This window comes from Parabacteroides leei (assembly GCF_023369805.1).
Taxonomy (GTDB): domain Bacteria; phylum Bacteroidota; class Bacteroidia; order Bacteroidales; family Tannerellaceae; genus Parabacteroides; species Parabacteroides leei.
Genome location: NZ_JAMBQG010000009.1, coordinates 29,213 through 51,680, shown reverse-complemented (window position 1 = coordinate 51,680; position 22,468 = coordinate 29,213). Strand labels below are relative to the sequence as shown.

Here is a 22,468-nt window from a genome sequence, read left to right as displayed (position 1 = left end):
TATGAAAGAGCAAAAGAAAAAAGGGTTATCGCGCCTGTTTGAGATCGCAGGCGAAAAGAAAGGACTATTGATCCTGGCTGGTTTCCTGTCGGCGTTAAGTGCCTGCTGTATGCTGGTTCCTTATCTGTCGGTTTACCAGGTACTGGATGAGTTATTGAAAAATGCCGGTAACGTAACGGCTTCGGATAGCGGATACATGATCCGTTGGGCATGGATCGCCTTTATCGGGCTGGCTGCCGCCCTGCTGTTACTCTACGGCGGACTGATGGCTTCGCATGTGGCAGCGTTCCGCATCCTCTATGGTTTGCGTGTCAGGCTATCGGAACATATCGGACGGCTGCCGCTGGGTTATCTGAACGGCACGTCGACCGGAGCGATCAAGAAAGCCCTGGAGCAGAATGTGGAAAAGATCGAGAACTTCGTGGCGCATACCATCCCCGACCTGGTGAATGCGGCAACGACCGTTATCATTATGTTTGCCATCTTCTTCAGCCTGAACGGTTGGATGGCGGCAGTCTGCCTGCTGGCGATCGTGATCGGTATATCCGTCCAGTTCTCCATGATGTTCGGCAAGAAAGCACAGGAGTTCTTCAAAATGTATTTCGATACATCGGAGCAGATGAGTGCCTCAGCCGTCCAGTATGTCAGGGGGATGCCTGTAGTGAAGATATTCGGGCAGACGGTAGAGTCGTTCCGCCAGTTCAGCAAATCGATCTACCGGTTTAAGGAATATGCGCTGAATGTCTGCGATGCTTATCAACCGGGGATGGTGACATTCATCGTTCTATTGAACTCGATCGTTACCTTTATTATTCCTGTCGGCTTATTACTATTGGACGGTCAGCCGGGGAATATCGCATTGGCAGCCGTCTATCTCTTCTTCATTGTATTAGGGCCGGGCGTTGCCTCCCCTTTTTATAGACTGACATTCCTGGCATCGAACACGCGGGAGATAGACGAAGGTGTCAGCCGTATCGACGCTATCTTTGCCGAGAAACCCGTACCGGAACCCGCCAATCCTCAACAACCGACGGGACATGACATCTGTTTCGAAAACGTCAGCTTCTCCTACGAAAACACCCGGGAGAAGACCCGCACCGAAGCACTGAAACATATTAACTTCACCGCCCGTGCCGGCGAGATAACCGCCTTGGTCGGTCCTTCCGGCTCCGGTAAATCCACCATAGCCAACCTGATTCCCCGTTTCTGGGACGTTACCGAAGGGACGATCAAGATCGGTGGCGCTGATATCCGGAATATCCCTTCCGAACTATTGATGGATCAGGTCTCTTTCGTTTTCCAGGATACCTTCCTCTTCTTCGATACCTTATATGAGAATATCCGTGTCGGTAAACCCGATGCCACCGAGGAACAGGTGATAGCCGCTGCCCGTGCTGCCCAATGCGACGATTTCATCCGCCGGTTACCACAAGGGTATCAGACACTAATCGGTGAAGGCGGCGTTTACCTCTCCGGTGGAGAAGCGCAACGGGTAGCCGTGGCACGTGCCATCCTGAAAAACTCCCCGATCCTGGTACTGGACGAAGCTACCGCATTCGCCGACCCGGAAAATGAATACAAGATGCAGCTCGCCATCCAGGAACTGATCAGGGAAAAGACAGTCATCATCATCGCCCACCGCCTGTCGTCGATCATTTCGGCGAACCAGATCATTGTTTTAAAAGAAGGAGAGATCGCCCAGCAAGGCATCCACAGCGAACTTTCAGTAAACGACGGACTCTATAAACAGATGTGGGATGCCTATACCGACGCTTTTCAATGGACATTAAAGAAATAAGGAGACAACAAAAATGAATGCACTTCAAAATATAACGATCGGTCATACCGAACGGCTCAGGAAACCGGTCGGGTTCACCATCCTGGCCAACCTGGTCAATATCATTCCTTTCATGCTTTCGATAGAAGCTGTGAACATCATCTTTAAAACCTTCGACGGCAGTGGCAGCGGACTCGACACAACCCGCCTGTGGGTTATCTTCGGCATCCTCGTAGCTTATATGCTGGTGATGGCCGTTGCCGAACGCCAGTCGTACCGGCATAACTTCCGGGGCGCTTACGAAATGAGTGCCGACGGCCGGATACGGTTGGCCGAACATCTGCGCCGCTTGCCCTTAGGCTCCCTCTTCCGGCATGATCCGGGCGACCTTGCCAGCATGATGATCAGTGACTTTACATTGGCGGAGACCGGTATCTCCCACCATCTTCCTCAATTGATGGGTGCGTTGGTTATGCCCATACTCGCTTTCTTCGGGTTATTGTGGATCGACTGGCGGATGTCGGTAGCCATGTTCATCGCTCTTCCGCTGGCGATCCTGGTTCTGACGGGAAGTACCCGGATACAATATAGCCTGAGCCGGAAACAGATCGAAGCTAAAGTGAATGCGGGCAGCCGCCTGGAAGAATACCTGCAAGGCATCCGCGTCATAAAAGCATACAACCTGCTGGGGGGCAAATTCGAACGCCTGCAAAAAGCGTTTGCCGACCTGCGTCACGCCAGCTTGCGACTGGAAGCCTTGATGGGACCGTTCATCCTACTGTCTATCACCCTGGTACGTGCCGGACTGACTCTGATGATCCTTTGCGGTGCCTATCTGTTGGTAGGCGGGCAGCTCGACCTGCTTACTTTCGTCATGTTCCTGATCGTCGGTTCCCGCGTCTTCGACCCGCTGACCTCGGCACTGACCAACTTCGCTGAGTTTCGCTATTTCTCCATCGCCGGTGGCCGTATCCTCAACCTGATGCGTGAACCGGAGATGACAGGAAAAAAGGAAAGTCCGGAACATGGGGATATTACTTTCGAAAAGGTTTTTTTCGGTTACGGCGAGAAAGAGATATTGCACGATGTATCGCTCACGCTGAAACAAGGCTCGCTGACGGCATTGGTTGGTCCGTCGGGAAGCGGTAAAAGCACATTGATGAAGTTATGTGCCCGTTTCTACGATCCGCAGAAAGGGAAAGTACTGTTGAACGGACAGGATATGAAGGAACTGGAACCCGAGTCATTGATGAAGCATATATCGATGGTCTTCCAGGATGTCTACCTCTTCCAGGACACGATCAGGAACAATATCCGTTTCGGCAGAAGCGATGCAACCGAAGCCGAGATAGAAGCCGCCGCTCGTAAAGCCTGCTGCCACGACTTCATCATGCGTCTGCCGGGTGGTTATGATACGATGGTGGGGGAAGGCGGTTGTACCCTGTCTGGTGGCGAAAAGCAACGCCTATCCATCGCCCGCGTCATACTGAAAGAGGCTCCGGTCGTCCTGTTGGATGAAGCTACCGCCTCTCTCGATCCCGAAAACGAAGTGGAAGTGCAGAAAGCCATCAACACCCTGATCGAAGGCCGCACAGTCATCGTCATCGCCCATCGGCTAAAGACAATCCGCAATGCCGACAAGATCATCGTACTGGAAGACGGCCATATCGCCGAACAAGGTGCGCACGACGAACTGCTTCGCAATCAAGGATTATATCATAAACTATGGTCGATACAGGAGAAGACGATCGGGTGGAAACTCTAAGAGTATCTTCTCCCCTCCCGAGAGGAACCGGAGGCGCGTAAGTTAAAAGCCAAACCCTCCGTGATCCTCTTCTTCCGATTCTTTTTCATTACCACGTATATAGATAAAATCGTTCCCACTCTGAATAATATCGGAGGCGGGAACTTTTTCTTTCAGCTTCTCCAACTCTTTTTTTTCTTTCACACAGACCAAAGCACGGTAACTTTTCGAAGGTTTATCTGCGATAAACCAAACTCCGGTATAAGCAATCTCTTCCAGGTAATGCATCAATGAAGTACTAACACCGGAGATACCGATCGGTCCACGGAAAAACTTTAGTTTGCCCGACCAGGGAGACAGTTCCTTTAATAATACCGGAAATTCCGGATTATCTTTCCCGTCCATCGGAAGATACTGCCGGATCAACTCGTCCACCTTACTCTTTGCCGCAGCCGAGCCGGAAGGGAAAACCACCGATACGTATTTATCGCCAGCCACAGCCTGCAACTGGTAAGGCGACAGGCAATCGATGCAACCCAGCGTATCCGCCCGCTGACACCGGAACACATGGAGCGAATAGATACCGAAAGCATCCTCGGGTGTCGGCATCTCATAAATTTCGATCGTATATTCCTGCCCGTCATAAACGACATCGCGGGCTGTCAGCTTACTGACACCATATTCGAGGAACTGCTCCGCTCCTCCATTCATAAAACCGTAGAGCCCCGAACCTGTAAACACCCGTTCCCTTTTCACTTCGACCTCCTGCGCAACCAGAAAGGCGGGGATCAACAATAGGAAACCTGCCCATCGTATAAAATGTTTCATGCCTGCAACGTTGTTTCTATCAGTTCGATTTTATCCTTATCGGCTACACCGAGTTGAAACTCCTGCGCCATATCCATAAAGGTACGTGCTCCGGCTTTCTCTTCTTCCTGCAACCCCTCTTCGATACGTTTGGCGATCACTATATCGTAACTGATACGGTCGACTGCCACCGCGTCGCTTCCCGCCAGGATGGTATTATAATGGCAGATAAACTGCGGATTGGCAGCCGGTCCGCCATCGAAGCAACCGATCATTCCGTCGACAATATTCAACACCACCTTATCCCGCAACGGAGGGAAAGCACAAACCGAAGCACAGGTATCATGCCACATCAGACCATGAAGCCGGGCGGTATTCGTAATCGAACCGAAAGCCAGGTTCTTCATGCAGCAGGTGATCGTCGTTCCAGCATTCTTCAAAACGGGAACATTGATAATCTTCGTCACCATCTCCGTACATATCTTCGTGAAATAAGAGTTCTTTCCGCCATTAATCATAAAAGGCATGGTGTAAGCGTCATATTCTCCTTCGATGTCGACGGAAAAATACTGCTCCTTATCGATCCGCTCTTCGCCGTAGAACTTACCTTCGGCATTGATGTAACTGCCGTTCTCATCGGGATATTCCGTACCGATGATCTTTATATCCGGATAGTTCTCAGGGGTAAAGCCCGACTCCTTCAAATCCGCTTCACGCCGGTCCCAGATAATGATATTCTTTCGGGGGATACCGGCTTCTTCCAGCTGGTTGATAATGGATTGCGTCAAAGCGTGCGAAGTTGATAACAGCTTACCGGCAATCGGGTTTACTTTCAGCCCGATCACATCATCGGGACCGACAAACTGTAGCCACGCCTCTTTCAGGTTACTTTTCCCTGTCAGATTCAATATACTGTTCCGGAGCATTTCATAGGCGATCCCTTCGGAAGGCTGTCCGTCGACAATACAGCCCGGATGGGTTGTACGGGCTACTTTTCCGGGATATTTACCCGGCATGGAATGTTCGTTCCGGGGAATGGCCAGGGCATCCTTTATATTGGTTGCCGGCTTCTCTTTATCTGCGTGCACCGCCGGAGCAGCCTTCACGATGGGAGAAAAAGCAACGCTTGCTCCACCGAGGGCCAGCGAACGGAAAAAGTTTCTTCTTTTCATGGTATTACTGATTACGTCTTCAGGCTGCTAAGATATTAAAATCCTGTGGGGCTTCCGTCTTTTTTTCCGGTTATTTCCTGTACTTTTGCGACACAATTCGAGAACTCAATAAATATGCTGGAAAAAGGATTACAACACACAAGCAGTACCGTAGTCAGTGCCGCTAACTCAGCCCATACCATGGGATCGGGTGACCTGGATGTATTTGCCACACCGTCGATGGTGGCTTTAATGGAAAACGCAGCCATGCTGGCTGTTGCCGCCGGACTGCCGGAAGGCTCGACAACCGTAGGTGCACAAATGAACACGTCACATATCAAACCGTCCCCACTGGGAGAAACAATTTCCGCCACGGCAACCTTACAGGAAGCAGATGGCCGCAAACTCACTTTCAGCGTTGTGGCACAAGACTCCAAAGGAACGATCGGCGAAGGAACGCATATCCGTTTCATCGTAGACAAAGAGAAGTTCCTCTCCAAGATCTACCCTACCGACAAATAGGTATTTCACGGGCACAGAATGCCCATTTATGGTGATTTCACGTTCCCCGATCTCTTTCTATATTTGTTCCGTCTTAAAAATGAACAAACAATGAAAATAGAAAAGATTACAGGACGTGAAATCCTCGACTCAAGAGGTAACCCTACCGTAGAAGTAGATGTATTATTGGAATCAGGTGTAACAGGCAGAGCTTCTGTCCCCTCCGGTGCATCGACCGGCGAACACGAAGCACTGGAACTGCGCGACGGTGACAAGAAACGCTATTGCGGTAAAGGTGTACTGAAAGCTGTTGAAAACGTAAACAAGATAATCGCTCCTGCCCTGAAAGGCATGTCAGCACTGGATCAGGTAGGTATCGACCAGGCCATGCTCGAACTGGACGGAACGAAAACCAAATCAAACCTCGGCGCAAACGCCATCCTCGGTGTTTCCCTTGCAGTTGCCAAGGCTGCTGCCAACTATCTGGATATTCCTTTATATAGATATATCGGCGGAACAAACACATACGTGATGCCGGTTCCGATGATGAACATCATCAATGGCGGTTCACACAGTGACGCTCCGATCGCTTTCCAGGAATTTATGATCCGTCCGGTAGGTGCTTCTTCTTTCAAGGAAGGTCTGCGTATGGGTGCCGAAGTATTCCACGCATTGAAGAAAGTGTTGCACGACCGTGGCCTGAGCACTGCCGTAGGTGACGAAGGTGGTTTCGCCCCTGCGCTGGAAGGAACAGAAGATGCTTTGAACTCGATCCTTGCCGCTATCAAGGCTGCCGGATACGAACCGGGCAAAGACATCATGATCGGTATGGACTGTGCTTCTTCTGAGTTCTACAAAGACGGTATCTACGACTATACGAAGTTCGAGGGTGACAAAGGCGTAAAACGTACTTCGGACGAACAGGTAGATTACCTTGAAAAACTGATCAACGAATACCCGATCGACTCTATCGAAGACGGTATGAACGAAAACGACTGGGAAGGCTGGAAGAAGCTGACCGACCGTATCGGTAACCGTTGCCAGCTGGTGGGTGACGACTTGTTCGTTACAAACGTCGACTTCCTGTCGAAAGGTATCCAGGAAGGTTGCGCCAACTCGATCCTGATCAAGGTTAACCAGATCGGTTCATTGACAGAAACGCTGAATGCGATCGAGATGGCTCACCGTCACGGCTACACGACCGTCACTTCTCACCGCTCCGGCGAAACAGAAGATGCAACGATAGCCGACATTGCCGTTGCTACCAACAGCGGACAGATCAAGACCGGTTCACTGAGCCGCTCAGACCGTATGGCTAAATACAACCAGTTGCTCCGCATCGAAGAAGAATTGGGCAACAAAGCGGTATACGGCTACAAAAGATTGAAATAATCTCACAAAATCATAATCGCTAATTTGCAAGCTAAAAGCTAATTTTTAGATAAAAGCTTCCCCGTGAGGAGAGGCTTTTACCTTTTACAACAGTAAAACAGAACATCTCATTTACCCATTATGACAATAATAAATAAGACATTCAACGGTCAGCTCTCCTTCTGCAAGTGTTGTAACACTTATAGCCTGGAGTTCGGCAACTTCTTCTTTTGCTTTACGGAAGCAGGCTTCCAGGGCTTCCGCAAGTACATAAACAACATCGACGGTGACCTGTCGGAACAACGTAACCAACATTTCGCCTCCAACCGCAAAATATGTATCAAAGTACAATCCGAAAGCATTTATTTCTGCCTCAACAAAATGGAGTTGGAAGAACTGAAAGAACTTCTCTCCGCCAAAAGAAACAAAAAGAAGTCCCCTTATCTGGCACAGAACTACTCGTTGAATTGAACTCTTCTTTCAAACAAACACTTCCTTTCCGAGTGTTTATTAGCAACAAAAGTATAGTACCCATCAATAGGTATTTAATACAGATTTAATATCCCACCTATCTGACAATACAATAAAATGCCCTATATTTGCAAAAGGTGATGGAGAAGTATAGGAAATATTTGCGAATTGCACTCCCGGCATTATTCATTGCATATCTGGGATGTTTGATAGCCTTTACCCACGTTCATATCGTGAATGGGGTAACGATCGTCCATTCGCACCCTTACCACAAGACAGACGACGGACGTCCGGACCATGAACACGGTTATGCGGAGTTCCAGTTACTTCATCAACTATCGACTATTCAGATTAGCGGTGCTGCATTTGTCTCTTTATTGCTTGCCGCGTTCCTCACCCTATTATTCAGATTATCCTGCAATCCGGTCTACCCGGATTATCTGGTTCCCATACAAGGAGAACCGTCTCTTCGCGCCCCTCCTGTAGCCTGATAAATATGTACCCATACTGTTTGCCAACTTTTTTCATCACGTTGGCAAAGTTGTGCCACGCCTATGGCAAAGTTATGCCATGCCTGTGACAGAGTCGTGCCATGCCTTTGGCAAAACTATGCCATGCTTGTGGCAAATTATTCGATTGGGAAGAAGAAGCCCGGAAAGTACCGGGCATTCAATTATTGTACTACCTATTTATCAGATTAAATCAATATGAATAAGATTATAATACTTATACTATGCCTTTGCTGTACCCTTACGGTTGCATGGGCCACTGAAGAAGAGAAAATGAACGCATCGGATGCAAATGTATTCGGGCATGTATTGGATAAAGAAACCGGTGAGCATCTCCCATTTATCACCGTTATACTAAAAGGAACAACCATCGGAACGACAACCGACAACTCCGGTCACTATTTCCTGAAGAACCTGCCGGAAGGTAAGTTCACCCTCGAATTTAAATATCTCGGTTACAAGACCATCACCCGGGATGTGAAACTGGAGAAAGGAAAAACACAGGAAGTCAATGTAGAGATGGAAGAAGATCGCATCGCCCTGGACGGTGTGGTCGTTTCGGCTAACCGGAGTGAAACATCGCGCCGCCTGGCTCCTACGCTGGTAAATGTGATCGACTCGAAAGTCTTTAATACGACCAGTGCGGTTAACCTGGCGCAAGGACTGAACTTCCAGCCGGGTGTACGTGTAGAGACGAATTGCCAGAATTGCGGTTTCCAGCAGGTACGTATCAACGGGCTGGACGGACCTTATACGCAGATACTGATCGACTCGCGTCCCATATTCAGTGCACTTTCGGGTGTTTACGGGCTGGAACAGATTCCGGCTAATATGATCGACCGTGTGGAAGTGATGCGTGGCGGTGGTTCGGCATTGTTCGGTTCTTCTGCCATTGCCGGGACGATCAATATCATTACCAAGGAGCCACTGCGTAACTCGGGCGAGCTGACACATACCCTGTCTTCTATCGGAGGAAGTTCTTCTTTTGACAATAATACGACGCTGAATGCTTCATTGGTAACGGAAAACGGGAAGGCCGGCATGTATATCTTCGGACAGAACCGCCACCGTTCCGGCTACGACTATGATAATGACGGGTATACCGAACTACCCAAGCTGAAGAATCAGACGGTAGGTTTCCGCTCCTATCTGAAAACAAGCACGTACAGCAAGCTGACGTTCGAATATCATCACATGAACGAATACCGTCGTGGCGGAAACATGCTTGACCGTCCACCCCATGAAGCGGATATTGCCGAACAACTGGAACACTCTATCGATGGTGGCGGCCTGAAATTCGATCTTTTCTCTACCGACTACAAGCATCGTCTCAGCGTATTCACCTCCGCCCAGAATACCGACCGCGACAGCTATTACGGCACAGGACAAGACCCGAATGCGTACGGTAAGACAACCGACCTGACCTTTATGACCGGGACACAATATTCGTACAGCTTCGACCAGTTCCTCTTTATGCCGTCAGACCTGACCGCCGGACTGGAATACAACTACGACCATCTGAAAGACGAAATGATCGGTTATAACCGCTACACCAACCAGAAGGTCCATATCGAAAGCCTTTTCCTGCAGAACGAATGGAAAAACAAACGGTGGAGCTTCCTGGTCGGAGCGCGTATGGACAAGCACAACATGATAGACAATGTGGTATTCAGTCCACGTGCCAACGTTCGTTTCAATCCGACGGAGGATATCAATATACGTGCCAGCTATTCCAGTGGCTTCCGTGCTCCGCAGGCTTTCGACGAAGACATGCACATCTCTGCCGTCGGAGGTGAGATAGCAATGATACGACGGGCGAAAGACCTGAAAGAAGAGAAATCGCAGAGCCTCAGCACATCGGTCGACTTTTATCATCGTTTTAAGAACGGTATCCAGGTAAACTTCCTAGTGGAAGGTTTTTATACAAGTCTGAACGATGTATTCGTATTGGAAGATATCGGGAAAGACGAACAGGGCAATATCATCAAAGAACGTCGCAACGGTTCGGGAGCAAAAGTGATGGGACTGACCCTGGAAGGAAAAAGCATCCTTTCCTCCTGGTTATCGTTACAGGCAGGAGCCACCTTGCAGCGCAGCCGTTATAACGAACCTGAGAAATGGAGTGAAAACGAGAACGTGCCGACCGAAAAGAAGATGTTCCGCACACCCAATACGTACGGTTACTTTACCGCGACACTGACTCCGTTGAAACATTTCACGACTTCCCTGTCGGGCACTTACACCGGAAGTATGCTGGTTCAGCATCTGGCGGGTTATATTCCTATGGATAAAGCTGTCAATACACCGGACTTCTTCGACATGAATATCAAACTGGCGTATGACTTCCATATCTACAAGGATATCACCCTGGAAGTAAACGCCGGCGTACAGAACATCTTCGAAGCCTACCAGTCCGACTTCGACCAGGGTCCGAACCGTGACTCTGCCTACATCTACGGACCGGCAACACCGAGAAGTTATTTCGCCGGTATCAAGATCAGTTACTAAGATACTTTTTACGACAAAGGGTCTTGGTGGTAAGGCAAAGACCTCTTGCGTGGCAAGGCAACCCCAGTCCTTTAAAAACAAAAGAAAAACCCCGTTATCCTTCCTGGATAACGGGGAAAATAAACAACTTTAGGGAAAACATTAAACAACCATATCGATCAGGCAGACGTTAACCGCTGCTTTTTCCTTGTGCAGAAACGTTCGCATTGCATACAGATATCATACCCAAGTAAAGCTCCAAGAATGAAATCTTCCTCCGGCGTAAGTAAGTTCAACGGACGGGTCACCAATAAACGAATAGCTTCTATGCATTCAGGTCTTCCAAAATAAATATTGACACTTCTCTCTCCTGCATCCTGCTTTACATAACAAATCTGTTGACTTTCCAAACGGTCCGTAACGACTTGCTCATACGATTTATTGATCGTACATAAAACCATACTCCGTATCCCTTTCTTATATTCATAGATATGATTAAGAAAGACTTTCACTTCTCCGGGTATCCTGTTCCTGGTTGTTACCATCTTGCCTGCTGATATTATCTTAAAAACTACAATACGAAAATGCTTATTCCAGACCTTCCTGTTTTAACGTTTCGATCCACTGGTCGATACGCGGGTTGGTCTGATCGTCTTCATTCAATTCATCCAAAGGAAGTCCGACGAATTTACCGTCAGCAACAGCTGTCGAGTCATCATACGAATAACCATCTGTCGGAACTGACCCGATAAACGTACATCCTGTACCCTGAAGATCTGTATAAATTGTTCCGATCGCGTCACAGAACGTGTCGCTGAAAGAGGAAGAATCACCGCAACCGAAAATAGCTACGAGCTTACCGGATAAATCCAGCTTCTTTACTTTGGCAAGGAAATCGTACCAGTCATCCTGCAAATCGCCTGCTCCCCAGGTAGAGCTACCCAGAATCAATACTTCATAATTACCCAGATCCGAAGGAGAAGCCTTCGCCACATCATACAGGTTAGAAGCATCCACACCTAACTTGGCTGCTATACGTTTTGCAATATCCTCTGTCGTTCCGGTTGACGAACCGTAAAAAATACCTATTGTCTTCATCTGTTTTATTATTTAATTGATGAAGACAAAGGTCAGATATCCCGGTTACAAAGGCAATACCTATAAATATGTATTTTGCAGGCCGAAAATACCTACCGGCTAATCGGCTACACGTCCTACCGACTTAATATTCTTGATTTTGGAGAGTGTCACGCACATCTTCTGAATGTCTTCCACATCATGCACTTTCATCTTGATCCGGCCTTCGAACACACCGTCCTTCGCTTCGATCAACAGACGCATAATGTTCACATTGAAATCATCGGCAATCGTCTTGGTGATCGTATTCAACACACCGATCGAGTCGATACCTTTCACTTCCAGCGTAGCTTCGAAAGAGGCATTCTTATGACTGCTCCACTCGGTATTCAGGATACGCTCGCCGAAACTACTCTTCAGACGCATGGCAATCGGGCAGGAACGTTTATGGACCACTACATTTCCGTCGTCGTTGATGAAGCCTAACGCATCATCGCCCGGGATCGGTTTACAACAGTCGGCAATCACATAATTACGCTCGAATGCTTCTTCACGAAGGATATAAGGTTTCGATTTATCGTATTTTGTCTTAGGTTTCTCTTCCGGCTTCTCCTCTTCCGTCTTTTTAGAGCCGACACCTAACGCTTGTTTTACGTATTTAAACAAGAGGTTATCCGTCTTTTCTTTCAGCAACTTCTTGATATTCTCAGGAAGTACCACATCTCCTTTTTCTACGGCATAATAGAATTCTTCACGCTTGGAGAAACCGAAATACATACATAGTTTATCCAGATTGGACGTACTTGCTTCCATCTCCGAGCGTTTGAATGCAGAGATCACTTTCTCTTCTCCCAGCTTAGCCGCATCTTTACGGGCACGTTTCAATACGGCATCGATCTTGGCTCTCGCCTTTGCTGTCGTGACAAAGTTAAGCCACTCCGCCTGCGGTTCCTGCGAACGGGAGGTCAGGATCTCAACCTGGTCACCACTTGCCAACGGATGACTGAGAGGAACCAAGCGATGATTAACCTTCGCTCCGATACATTTATTTCCGATATTGGTGTGCAGGGCATAAGCAAAGTCAAGTGCTGTGGCTCCCTGCGGAAGTGTCTTGATATCTCCTTTCGGAGTAAATACAAATATTTCGGAAGTGAACAGATTCAGTTTGATCGTATCCAGGAAGTCAAGTGCATTCGGATCCGGACTTTCCAGGATTTCCGTAATAGTCTGAAGCCATTTGTCCAGCTCCGTATCTTCTTCTACACTATGTTCCTTATATTTCCAGTGAGCGGCAAAGCCTTTCTCGGCGATGTCGTCCATACGACGGCTACGGATCTGTATTTCCACCCATTGCCCGTCAGGTCCCATTACGGTAAGATGCAATGCTTGATAACCGTTTGCTTTCGGACGGCTCACCCAGTCGCGGATACGGTCCGGACGAATACGGTAGATATCCGTAATAGCAGAATAGATATCCCAGCACATATTCTTTTCATCCACCCCCGGCAGCGGATCGAAGATGATACGAACAGCATATAAATCATAAATATCTTCAAAAGTAATCCCTTTGCTTTCCATCTTGTTCCAGATGGAATAAGCGGACTTCACGCGGGATTGCATTTCATAATGCAAGCCCATCTCTTTCAGTTTCTTATCAACCGGGACTGCAAAGTGTTCGAAAAGCTTATTCCGGCTTTCTTCCGTCGCCTGCAACTTCTTCTCGATGAAATCATATTCATGAGGATGTTCGTATTTGAAACTCAGGTCTTCCAGTTCTGTCTTGATCGTGAAAAGGCCCAGACGATGTGCCAGTGGAGCATAAAGATAAAGGGTTTCACCGGCAATCTTAAATTGCTTAGCAGGAAGCATGGACCCCAGAGTTCGCATATTATGCAGACGATCGGCAATCTTGATCAGGATCACCCGGATATCATCACTCATGGTGAGCAATAACTTACGGAAGTTCTCCGCCTGTGCCGAGGCTTGTTCCCCGAATATTCCTCCGGATATCTTGGTTAGACCGTCCACGATCTGTGCAATCTTCGGACCGAACATATCACTAATATCCTGTACAGTGTATTCAGTATCTTCTACTACATCATGGAGGAGAGCGGAACAGATAGAGGTTGAACCCAATCCCATTTCACGGCAAACGATACGCGCCACAGCAATAGGGTGCATAATATAGGGTTCGCCGGAACGACGTTTTACCCCTGCATGTGCCTGATTAGCAAAGTTGAACGCCTTTGTGATACGCTCGACTTTTCGTCTATGATTTGAATTCAGGTAGTCTTGCAGCAGTTCATTAAACCCATCCTGGATCATTTTCTCATCTGCCGACATGGCCGGTAACATGTCACCGGCTTCCTTTGTGTCTTTTGTGTCTATCGTATCGCTCATGGTTACAACCTCTTCTTTTTATATAACGTCTGTAACCACAAATATACAAATATTCGTCAAAAATCAATAAGGAAGCCAGGAAAATAGCGAGTTTATCCCACAGGAATCTTCAATACCTGTCCGGGACGGATATTTGCATTCGGTAATCCATTGGCCTTCTGGATCAATGTGGCCGACACTCCGGGATACTTTTTGGATATAGTATATAGAGAATCGCCCGATTTAACACGGTAAGAGACAAAGCCATTGCTTTGCTTTTCAACGATTTCTGAAGAAGAAGTCGTCTTTGTTGCCGTCTTTGCTTTTGAAGCGGAAGCAAATGCCACACCGCCATTGTCTACATACAACGTTAGACGCCGTCCATTGGCCAGCCTGTTAGATTTCAGGCCGTTCCAGGAACGAACTTCTTTTGGAGTTACTCCGTAACGGTCAGATATCGTATAAATATTCTCGCCGGAAGCTACACGATGTGTGATCTTCTCGCGATTTGAAGTACTTCCTTTGTCTGTTTCGGATGTATTATAGGCCAGGCAACCGGCCAACAGGTCTTCTGCCCGATGGGTATATATCGTGTCCTCCTTGTCAATAAAAGCATAGGTCTGATTGACCGGAAGCTTCAAAACGGATGGTTCTGCATTTCCGGGAATAATATCACGTTTGTATTGCGGGTTCAGGGCACGGATCTGCTCTATATCCATCTGCAACACATCAGCCACCTGCTCCAAATGCAAAGCTTTCGTTACTACCACTGTATCCGTTGCCAACGGCATACTGGTCTGCATCGGACAAATATTGTGATCGCAATAGTAATTCATAATATAATTGGCCGCGATAAAGAGTGGCACATACGAACGGGTTTCTTTGGGCAGATAAGGGAAGATATCCCAGAAATCCGTTTTACCTCCCGAACGGCGTATTGCTTTATTTACATTTCCCGGTCCGCAGTTGTAAGAAGCCAATACCAGGTTCCAGTCGCCATAAATGGCATACATATCTTTAAAGTAACGACAAGCAGCATGAGTGGCCTTCACCGGATCACGACGCTCGTCTACCAGACTGTTGATCTCCAAACCGTAGATCTTTCCGGTCGGAAGCATGAACTGCCACAGACCGCAAGCTCCCACACGGGAGAGAGCCACAGGGTTAAGGGCACTTTCCACAATAGCCAGATACTTCAGTTCGATAGGCAGGTCGTGTTCATCAAGAACCTGCTCGATGATGGGGAAATAAAAATCCGCCATACCCAGCATATATCGTACAAGGTTACGGCGGCGGTCAGCATATAAATCGATACAATCGCGTACTACCTTATTATAAGGTAAAGAAATAACGCGCGGCAATCTTTCCAGACGTTCCCGATAGACAGAGTCAGGGAAGTATACATTAGCATCATCGTCATGGCAATATTCATCTCTCTTGGAGAAATATTGGACGTGCCACGAGCGAAGAAGGCTGTCTACATCAGCATCCAGACTTTCCGGAATCAGACCGACATCTACAGATAACGAGTCGGCAGAAAGGTTCGAATACTGAGGTTCTTCGTTGTCGGTTATTGCTTCCTGTGCACGGACAACAGTAAAAAGACAACAGAGACAGAGTAATGTTAGTAAATATTTCATGTGTTATTAGAATTTTATACTGCAATTCAGGCCATACGACCGATCACTGAAACTGGTCTTCGGTGTTACCGCAGGCTCTATCCGCATGCTCAGGTCCGGCGAAATATCGAAGTCGAACAACTGTGCATCCACATATGCATCGATCATACAGAGTGCATATACTCCAGCCGTAATGATAATACTCAAATCCCTGTAACGACGGAAATAGTCCTTACGACTCTTTATGTTATCCTGCAACCTCGTATTAGTTATGAACTCTGCCGGATCACGCCCATTCTTCTTGGCAATATCCACCCAGGAGCTGCTCCAGGCTTTCGGATCATTCGGATGATCCTTCACATCGTTCATCAAATCCAGATAAGCTGTCGAATAATCCTTATAGTTACGGTTATTCCAGGTAACAGCATAGATACATCCCATAAAACCGCCATATACGATCGGCAACTTCCAGTATGCCCTGTTATATATCTGCCCCAACCCCGGCACGAACGAATAAAGAACGGCCCTTGTCGGATTCGGCTTAAACGGTTTCATGTTTATTTCCTTAAACTTGGGTTGCGGTACCGAGTCGGCAGCCTGAAGTACAGCCTGCACTGTCGAATCGGGTGGTGCCACCACTACCGTATCAGCATCAAGTATTACTGCTTGTCCCTGTGCTTTCGCATACAGGGAAATACCGGCAAGTACTACCAGCAAGCATAGTATCCTGCTTATTTTTAATTTCATCCTCACGAATCTAGCGTCAACTTATTTCAACTTATCCAACAGGCCGATCAGCCTTTCCAGTTCTTCTTCCGAGGTAAAAGGAATCGTGATGCGTCCTTTTCCCTTCTCGTTGCATGCCAGTTGTACCTTCGTATTAAAGAAACGGGACAAATGATCCTTCAACAGATTAAATTCCTGAGGAAGCATCGGTTTACGTCCGGCTGTATTCTCTTTCTTTTCCGGCGCAACTGCTTCCGCCCCGTTTCGTACGATCTCTTCTACATTACGTACGGAGAGGCCTTCTGCCAGTATCTGTTCATACAAGGCCAACTGCACTTCCGGATCTTCCACCGGCAGCAAGGCACGTGCATGTCCCATATCTATTTTCTTATCTTTCAGTCCCATCTGTATCTCTGCCGGGAGTTTCAACAGGCGGAGATAATTAGCGATAGTAGCCCGCTTCTTCCCTACCCGTTCGCTAAGCTTCTCCTGGGTAAGGCCGTAGCTGTCTATCAGTTTCTGATAAGCCAATGCAATTTCTATCGAGTTAAGGTCTTCGCGCTGGATATTTTCAATCAGCGCCATTTCGACTACATTCTCGTCGGCCGCCGTCTTGATATAGGCAGGGATCTGCTCCAGACCGGCCATCAGCGATGCCCGGTAACGGCGTTCACCGGAAATAATCATGTACTTCTCCGTACCGATCTCCTTCAAGGTTATCGGCTGGATAACACCCAGTGAACGGATAGAAGTAGCCAGTTCTTCCAATGCTTCTTCCTCAAATATAGAACGGGGTTGATCAGGATTGGGCTGGATCTTACTCAGTGCTATTTCACTGATAGAAGACGAACCTCCGGTTTTAAGGTCGTCCATCGTGATTAAAGCATCTAATCCACGGCCAAGTGCCGATCTTTTCATTACTGCCATAATTTGTCCTTATTTATTTTTGTCTATCAGCTCTTGCGCAAGCTGCATGTGATTAAGCGCTCCCTTCGACTCGGCATCGTAAAGTATTACGGGTTTGCCATAACTAGAAGCTTCGCTCAGTTTCACATTACGCTGAATAACGGTTGTGAAAACAAGATCGCGGAACGGTCGTTTCACCTCTTCGTAAATCTGGTTGGCCAGGCGAAGACGCGAATCGTACATCGTCAACAGGAATCCTTCAATTTCCAAAGCCGGGTTCAGCTTCGATTTAATAATCTTTATCGTATTCAACAGTTTACTGATACCTTCCAGTGCAAAATACTCGCATTGAACGGGGATCATTACCGAATCGGCTGCAGTCAGTGCATTCACAGTGATCAGCCCTAAGGAGGGAGAACAGTCAATCAGAATAAAATCATACATATCCTTAAGGGGGACAAGCATCTGTTTCAGGATCTGCTCCCGGTTCTCCATGTTCAGCATTTCAATTTCCGCTCCTACCAGGTCGATGTGAGACGGGATAATATCCAGTCCTTCCACCTCGGTTGGGATAATGGCTCCTTTCGGGTCGTCTCCATTCACCAGACATTCGTAGATGGACAATTCGACACTCCGAATATCCACACCCAGTCCGGAAGAGGCATTTGCCTGCGGATCTGCATCAACAACCAGCACTTTCTTCTCAAGGGCAGCGAGGGATGCAGCCAGATTTATCGTGGTCGTTGTTTTACCAACCCCACCTTTCTGATTTGCTAAAGCGATAATCTTTCCCATACTTTGTCTTTTAATTCAGAGGCAAAACTAAACATTAAAAATCTAACGATATTAGGTTTTTGCAAAACAATGCTCGTTTTGTTGAAAAGTCGCCCTAACTGTTGATAACTTGCAAATATAAACAGAATATTTAATAACTTGTTTCAAATGAGGAGTATGTGATCGTTTTTTTGGAAATGATAACGTAGTTTTAAAAAAACGAAACCTCTCCGGTCGTAACCGGAGAGGTTTGTTTTTTATCTGCTTTCCTCCTTCGCAGGAGTACTTAACAGATGAACTTTATTTTATTACTTAATATTTCGTCATTCACCTGTTCACCAATCGCAGGTTACTTAATGGTTCCCCGAAGGAGAACCATCACATGAAAGACAATTTTTGATTATAAATTTCCTTTATAAATAAGTCATTTATTATTTAACGATTGCTTTAACAGCAGCTTCGCCTTCAACAGCTACAACAACTACACCAGCAGGAGCAGCGATTTCAGCCTTATCAGAAGCGATTACTGTATTAGCAACTGTCTGACCAAGAACGTTACTGATAGTAACTTTCTTACCCTGAGCACCAGAGATGATAACGCCACCGTCTGTAGCGATTACAGAGATTGTAGATACTTCAGGAGTTTCTTCGTTTGCCGTCGGAGTACCTTCGTAACCTTCTCCGATTCTAAACAAGTCACCCTTATTGTAACCATTTTCTACAACAACAGTACCATTGATCCATTTCAAGTAACCTTCGTTATTAGATGATACTTTAGAGTCATCTTTAACAGCTTGTGCAGGGTCATAAGCCTTCCACATATTCTGGATCTTGAATGTACCTTCAGCTGCATTTTCATAACGGAATGCAAACTTAGCCACATTGAAATCAGGAGTACCCAGTTCTACTTTTACAGTATCATCGTTTGTGAACAAGAACAATGTATCCTTGATGTGCATACCCGGTACGAATGACAATTTAGCACGTTTTTCACCAGCTTCATTATTGTTTACATACGGATTTGTATGCAGGTGAGTAGCTCCATAGATATTAGCTGTGTCAATCAAGTTCACTAAGAAACGACCTTTTACAATCGGAGTCTTTTCTGCATGAGGACATACACCGTGTTCCTTAATCCATTCAGGATCGTTGTGTTTAGGATCATCCGGACAATAAGTCTTAACGCTGTTATCCACATTTACAGCCAACAGATACTGCCAGCAAGTGTTATTTTCACGATTTACATAAGCTGTATCCACAAAGATAGCCGGGTTCAATTTGAACTGAGGATCGTAAATATTATCAATATTCAAGAAACTCAAAGTATCGTTTTCAACAACAGACTTGTTATCTCTCTTTTCGTAAAGAGCTTGATTTGCATTTTCATCACGATACAATTTAATAGTATCGCCCCAAGCCAATACATCATCATTTACCAAGTGGTATTCAGGATCGTCAGAAGGCTGTACCAGCATCAAAGAGTTGTTATCTTTTGCATACAAATCCATTTCTTCCCAAGAACCATTTTCCAGGCTATTACCTAAGAACAGCTTATCTCCAGCAAGAGTGAAAACAGATTTGCCTGTTGATACATTCACATAACCATTATCAGTTACATATGTATTTGTTCCACCTAGCGTTACATAGTTATAAGTATTACCCGGTTTCTTCTTCAAAGCAAACTTCTGAGCAGCACCGTTATCAGCAGCTTCGTTGTTATCCTTGTCGCAGATATAATATTCCAAATTTGTGTATTTGTAGTTCTTAACGAACTCATTGTTTTCACGGTTCTGGAATGTATACGGAAGGATAGCCAATGTACTCTTTATTTCTTCTACATCTTTAGCTGTTGCATTCCATTTGTGCAATGTGCTAACAATCAATACAGAGTCAGTTTCATTCTTCCAAGCTTTGTCACCGCCTTTTACCTTGAATGCCAGATTCCACTTAGTTGCAGCATCTTTATTTACAGTAGCACCGATCTGGTGAGACATGCTATGGTTTTCTGCCCAATAAGCAGGAATATCCTGATCTGCATTCTGACGAGACTGAGCCAAATAGTAAGAAGTGTTACGCAATACGTTTTCATTTTCTACCATATAACCGTCAGTCGGAGTAACTGTTGCAACCGGAGTGATTGTAATCAGTTCGTCTACCGCCAAGTTAGCAGCTGTCACTTTAGCAACTTCATAAACACCTGTTTTATTAGTACCGCGCAATTCACCAAGAGTAACCTCAATACTCGGATTTTCACGGTTAGTCAACTTAATAGTTTTACCTCTGTCTGCGGTAGTTACAGCCCAATGAGTTGCCGGGTCTTCTGCTACGAAGCTTTTAGCTTTAGCAAAGTCTTCTTCTATACCGTCTTCTGCAATTGTCAAAACACCGTCAATTTTGTATGTATTAGAAGCTCCTTCTTCACCGTTGGCTACATAGTTTACTTTTACAAACTGACCAGTCAAGAACTGAGTCAAGTCAACTTTATTTGAGCTACCCAAAGAGGTAACAGCCCAGTTAGCAGCACTACTTACTGTTCCTGTTGCATCAAAAGCAGTCAGACGACCTTCGTTGTTTGTATTGTTGATATATAATCTTTTAGAAGCCGTAGCATCAACATTTACCTGAACAGCCTTAGAGCCGTTATCAGCAGCGTAGATCGTAAAACGATAAGGATCATAATTCGCAACTTCTCCACTTTCAAAAGCTTTTATAACATCAGCTTCTGAAGTCAATTTGAAAGATCCTGGCTTATCTGAATCCTTATTTGTTTCAGCATCCCAATAGATGTATTTACCATCTTTATTCTTCAACACATAAGGATAAAGATCGCCTTCATTCATTACGTGCATAGCACCTGCATCATACTTCATTGCTGTCAGTTTACCAGCAAATGCCTCTGCCCCAGTAACAGTCACACCACCTTTTGCAGAAGAAATAGTCAGTTCAAAACCATTTTTCAACTCTTTATTCAAAACACCACCATCTGCTGCAATTGTAGCAAATGCAGTTTCTGCTGATGCAAATAATGCTGCCGTTGTTACATCATTTACAACAGTAATATTAGTACCAGCGCTCAAGCTTCCAGTCATGTTAATATACACTGGTGTTGTTGCATCATACCAAGCTCTCAACACGAAAAAGTTAGAAGACTTTCCATTAAAAGTTACAGGTACAATATCAAACTTTGAATAACCTGCCAAATTCAAAACTAAACCAGCTTTCGTTTCAAGCTGCTTGTTAGTGTAATTAAAGTAGAAAGCGTTAGAAGGGACTGAAGTTACTGATCCACCCATGTAGTCAGCCAAATGAATACCAGCACCATCAAACATAAGAAATGAACTTGCCGAAGCTTGAGTCCAAGTATTTTTCGCTGTATTAGAAAACACGAGTAAACGGGAATTGTCTTTAAATTCAGACAACAATAAATCCTGAACTGCAGAAGCAGCTGTAGGAGCTGTTGTATTAATGTCTAATACATTAGCCGTTGCTCTAGTTTCGATCGCAGTAGGTACTGCAGGCATTGAAGCCGCTGTTCCTGCATAAGTACTAAAAGCAGATGCAAATAACAAGCTGGCTACCAAAGTAGAAAACTTTTTGTTCATAATTCTAAAATTTAATATTAATACTAAAGTGTAATAAGTTCTTATTCAACACGATCGCTACATTTGTATACTACTTTATCCTATGACTAGCAAAAACGATCGTTTTTTCTCGTCATTGATTTTGTGTTCGTCCTCCAAATATGCATTTTCATACAAACTATGCTATTCTATTGATAAGAAAGCATATAACATTGAAAAAAAACGACCTAAAAGAATTGCAGAAATGAAACAAATGCTTACTTTTGTTGACGAGAATAAACGATCGTTTTTCCTCGTCACTCCTACGATTCCTGCAACCCATATTATATAAGTCATCCCTCAAAAAAAACAGATCCTATATATTATATGTACACGCGTACATTATTATTCCACCTCATATATACCTCGAATTTCGGATTCTCATACTCTGACCTCAACCCTCCATAACTACGATTTATCTCCCCTAAACAACTAAGTTCTTTCATTAAGATAACTAATCCGAAAGTACCTAATGATTTATCCCTTTCCTCCCTACTTTTATAAAAGAAAGGCTATGATTACAAATATGTAAGGCAAGCCTTGCTTTTT

Annotated in this window: 17 protein-coding genes; 7 read left to right on the top strand and 10 right to left on the bottom strand. The window is 45.9% G+C overall.

What is annotated here, in order from left to right; all coding sequences use genetic code 11:
* Window position 1 precedes the first annotated feature (1 nt).
* Together M1P97_RS14155 and M1P97_RS14150 are read left to right on the top strand one after the other, a co-directional pair.
* Complete coding sequence (locus M1P97_RS14155) at window positions 2–1,798, top strand: ABC transporter ATP-binding protein (RefSeq protein ID WP_249389416.1); 1,797 nt, start codon at window positions 2–4, stop codon at window positions 1,796–1,798.
* A gap of 13 nt (window positions 1,799–1,811) precedes the next feature.
* Window positions 1,812–3,542: an ABC transporter ATP-binding protein gene (locus M1P97_RS14150; RefSeq protein ID WP_249389415.1), complete on the top strand. Its 1,731-nt coding sequence runs from the start codon at window positions 1,812–1,814 to the stop codon at window positions 3,540–3,542.
* Window positions 3,543–3,584: 42 nt separating this feature from the next.
* Here the strand turns inward: M1P97_RS14150 and M1P97_RS14145 are convergent, their stop codons facing one another.
* Both M1P97_RS14145 and M1P97_RS14140 read right to left on the bottom strand, forming a co-directional pair.
* A complete protein-coding gene (locus M1P97_RS14145) occupies window positions 3,585–4,349 on the bottom strand; it encodes a DUF6599 family protein (protein ID WP_249389414.1) in 765 nt (254 codons plus the stop codon).
* Window positions 4,346–5,500 carry a DUF362 domain-containing protein gene (locus M1P97_RS14140; RefSeq protein ID WP_249389413.1) on the bottom strand — a complete coding sequence of 385 codons (1,155 nt, stop codon included), beginning with the start codon at window positions 5,498–5,500 and terminating at the stop codon, window positions 4,346–4,348. The genes M1P97_RS14145 and M1P97_RS14140 overlap by 4 nt, the downstream gene beginning before the upstream one ends.
* A gap of 114 nt (window positions 5,501–5,614) precedes the next feature.
* Between M1P97_RS14140 and M1P97_RS14135 the strand changes: the two genes are divergently transcribed.
* From M1P97_RS14135 to M1P97_RS14115, 5 genes are all read left to right on the top strand, one after another.
* A complete protein-coding gene (locus M1P97_RS14135; RefSeq protein ID WP_195372417.1) occupies window positions 5,615–6,001 on the top strand; it encodes a thioesterase family protein in 387 nt (128 codons plus the stop codon).
* 90 nt (window positions 6,002–6,091) lie between these two features.
* Window positions 6,092–7,372 carry a phosphopyruvate hydratase gene (eno, locus tag M1P97_RS14130; RefSeq protein ID WP_075560139.1) on the top strand — a complete coding sequence of 427 codons (1,281 nt, stop codon included), beginning with the start codon at window positions 6,092–6,094 and terminating at the stop codon, window positions 7,370–7,372.
* Window positions 7,373–7,492: 120 nt separating this feature from the next.
* The gene (locus M1P97_RS14125) at window positions 7,493–7,822 is read left to right on the top strand and encodes a DUF6686 family protein (protein WP_249389412.1); all 330 of its coding nucleotides are present in this window, start codon (window positions 7,493–7,495) and stop codon (window positions 7,820–7,822) included.
* 140 nt (window positions 7,823–7,962) lie between these two features.
* Window positions 7,963–8,313 carry a hypothetical protein gene (locus M1P97_RS14120; RefSeq protein WP_195372415.1) on the top strand — a complete coding sequence of 117 codons (351 nt, stop codon included), beginning with the start codon at window positions 7,963–7,965 and terminating at the stop codon, window positions 8,311–8,313.
* Between the two features lie 216 nt (window positions 8,314–8,529).
* On the top strand, window positions 8,530–10,839 hold the full coding sequence (locus M1P97_RS14115) for a TonB-dependent receptor (protein WP_249389411.1): 2,310 nt from the start codon (window positions 8,530–8,532) through the stop codon (window positions 10,837–10,839).
* A 158-nt stretch (window positions 10,840–10,997) separates the two neighbouring features.
* Here M1P97_RS14115 and M1P97_RS14110 read toward each other — a convergent pair whose 3' ends face one another.
* The 8 genes from M1P97_RS14110 to M1P97_RS14075 all read right to left on the bottom strand — a co-directional run bounded on the left by M1P97_RS14110 (window position 10,998) and on the right by M1P97_RS14075 (window position 21,901).
* A complete protein-coding gene (locus tag M1P97_RS14110) occupies window positions 10,998–11,363 on the bottom strand; it encodes a DUF2023 family protein (RefSeq protein WP_075559068.1) in 366 nt (121 codons plus the stop codon).
* A gap of 43 nt (window positions 11,364–11,406) precedes the next feature.
* Complete coding sequence (fldA, locus tag M1P97_RS14105; RefSeq protein WP_249389410.1) at window positions 11,407–11,916, bottom strand: flavodoxin FldA; 510 nt, start codon at window positions 11,914–11,916, stop codon at window positions 11,407–11,409.
* Between the two features lie 99 nt (window positions 11,917–12,015).
* The gene (locus tag M1P97_RS14100; protein ID WP_195372412.1) at window positions 12,016–14,295 is read right to left on the bottom strand and encodes a RelA/SpoT family protein; all 2,280 of its coding nucleotides are present in this window, start codon (window positions 14,293–14,295) and stop codon (window positions 12,016–12,018) included.
* 92 nt (window positions 14,296–14,387) lie between these two features.
* On the bottom strand, window positions 14,388–15,914 hold the full coding sequence (locus M1P97_RS14095; protein ID WP_195372411.1) for a lytic transglycosylase domain-containing protein: 1,527 nt from the start codon (window positions 15,912–15,914) through the stop codon (window positions 14,388–14,390).
* A 6-nt stretch (window positions 15,915–15,920) separates the two neighbouring features.
* The gene (locus tag M1P97_RS14090; RefSeq protein ID WP_229058459.1) at window positions 15,921–16,640 is read right to left on the bottom strand and encodes a DUF5683 domain-containing protein; all 720 of its coding nucleotides are present in this window, start codon (window positions 16,638–16,640) and stop codon (window positions 15,921–15,923) included.
* Between the two features lie 21 nt (window positions 16,641–16,661).
* The gene (locus M1P97_RS14085; protein ID WP_195372410.1) at window positions 16,662–17,546 is read right to left on the bottom strand and encodes a ParB/RepB/Spo0J family partition protein; all 885 of its coding nucleotides are present in this window, start codon (window positions 17,544–17,546) and stop codon (window positions 16,662–16,664) included.
* A 9-nt stretch (window positions 17,547–17,555) separates the two neighbouring features.
* Complete coding sequence (locus M1P97_RS14080; protein WP_028727261.1) at window positions 17,556–18,320, bottom strand: ParA family protein; 765 nt, start codon at window positions 18,318–18,320, stop codon at window positions 17,556–17,558.
* A 410-nt stretch (window positions 18,321–18,730) separates the two neighbouring features.
* Window positions 18,731–21,901: a DUF6383 domain-containing protein gene (locus M1P97_RS14075; RefSeq protein ID WP_249389409.1), complete on the bottom strand. Its 3,171-nt coding sequence runs from the start codon at window positions 21,899–21,901 to the stop codon at window positions 18,731–18,733.
* Between the last annotated feature and the right edge of the window lie 567 nt (window positions 21,902–22,468).

What these genes read in the sequence shown, in the direction of transcription:
- M1P97_RS14085 (WP_195372410.1), bottom strand. Translation starts at nt 17,546, where the DNA reads ATGGCAGTAATGAAAAGATCGGCACTTGGCCGTGGATTAGATGCTTTA.
- M1P97_RS14110 (WP_075559068.1), bottom strand. Translation starts at nt 11,363, where the DNA reads ATGGTAACAACCAGGAACAGGATACCCGGAGAAGTGAAAGTCTTTCTT.
- M1P97_RS14095 (WP_195372411.1), bottom strand. Translation starts at nt 15,914, where the DNA reads ATGAAATATTTACTAACATTACTCTGTCTCTGTTGTCTTTTTACTGTT.
- M1P97_RS14115 (WP_249389411.1), top strand. Translation starts at nt 8,530, where the DNA reads ATGAATAAGATTATAATACTTATACTATGCCTTTGCTGTACCCTTACG.
- M1P97_RS14135 (WP_195372417.1), top strand. Translation starts at nt 5,615, where the DNA reads ATGCTGGAAAAAGGATTACAACACACAAGCAGTACCGTAGTCAGTGCC.
- M1P97_RS14145 (WP_249389414.1), bottom strand. Translation starts at nt 4,349, where the DNA reads ATGAAACATTTTATACGATGGGCAGGTTTCCTATTGTTGATCCCCGCC.
- M1P97_RS14150 (WP_249389415.1), top strand. Translation starts at nt 1,812, where the DNA reads ATGAATGCACTTCAAAATATAACGATCGGTCATACCGAACGGCTCAGG.
- M1P97_RS14155 (WP_249389416.1), top strand. Translation starts at nt 2, where the DNA reads ATGAAAGAGCAAAAGAAAAAAGGGTTATCGCGCCTGTTTGAGATCGCA.
- eno (WP_075560139.1), top strand. Translation starts at nt 6,092, where the DNA reads ATGAAAATAGAAAAGATTACAGGACGTGAAATCCTCGACTCAAGAGGT.
- M1P97_RS14125 (WP_249389412.1), top strand. Translation starts at nt 7,493, where the DNA reads ATGACAATAATAAATAAGACATTCAACGGTCAGCTCTCCTTCTGCAAG.
- M1P97_RS14120 (WP_195372415.1), top strand. Translation starts at nt 7,963, where the DNA reads ATGGAGAAGTATAGGAAATATTTGCGAATTGCACTCCCGGCATTATTC.
- fldA (WP_249389410.1), bottom strand. Translation starts at nt 11,916, where the DNA reads ATGAAGACAATAGGTATTTTTTACGGTTCGTCAACCGGAACGACAGAG.
- M1P97_RS14090 (WP_229058459.1), bottom strand. Translation starts at nt 16,640, where the DNA reads ATGAAATTAAAAATAAGCAGGATACTATGCTTGCTGGTAGTACTTGCC.
- M1P97_RS14140 (WP_249389413.1), bottom strand. Translation starts at nt 5,500, where the DNA reads ATGAAAAGAAGAAACTTTTTCCGTTCGCTGGCCCTCGGTGGAGCAAGC.
- M1P97_RS14075 (WP_249389409.1), bottom strand. Translation starts at nt 21,901, where the DNA reads ATGAACAAAAAGTTTTCTACTTTGGTAGCCAGCTTGTTATTTGCATCT.
- M1P97_RS14080 (WP_028727261.1), bottom strand. Translation starts at nt 18,320, where the DNA reads ATGGGAAAGATTATCGCTTTAGCAAATCAGAAAGGTGGGGTTGGTAAA.
- M1P97_RS14100 (WP_195372412.1), bottom strand. Translation starts at nt 14,295, where the DNA reads ATGAGCGATACGATAGACACAAAAGACACAAAGGAAGCCGGTGACATG.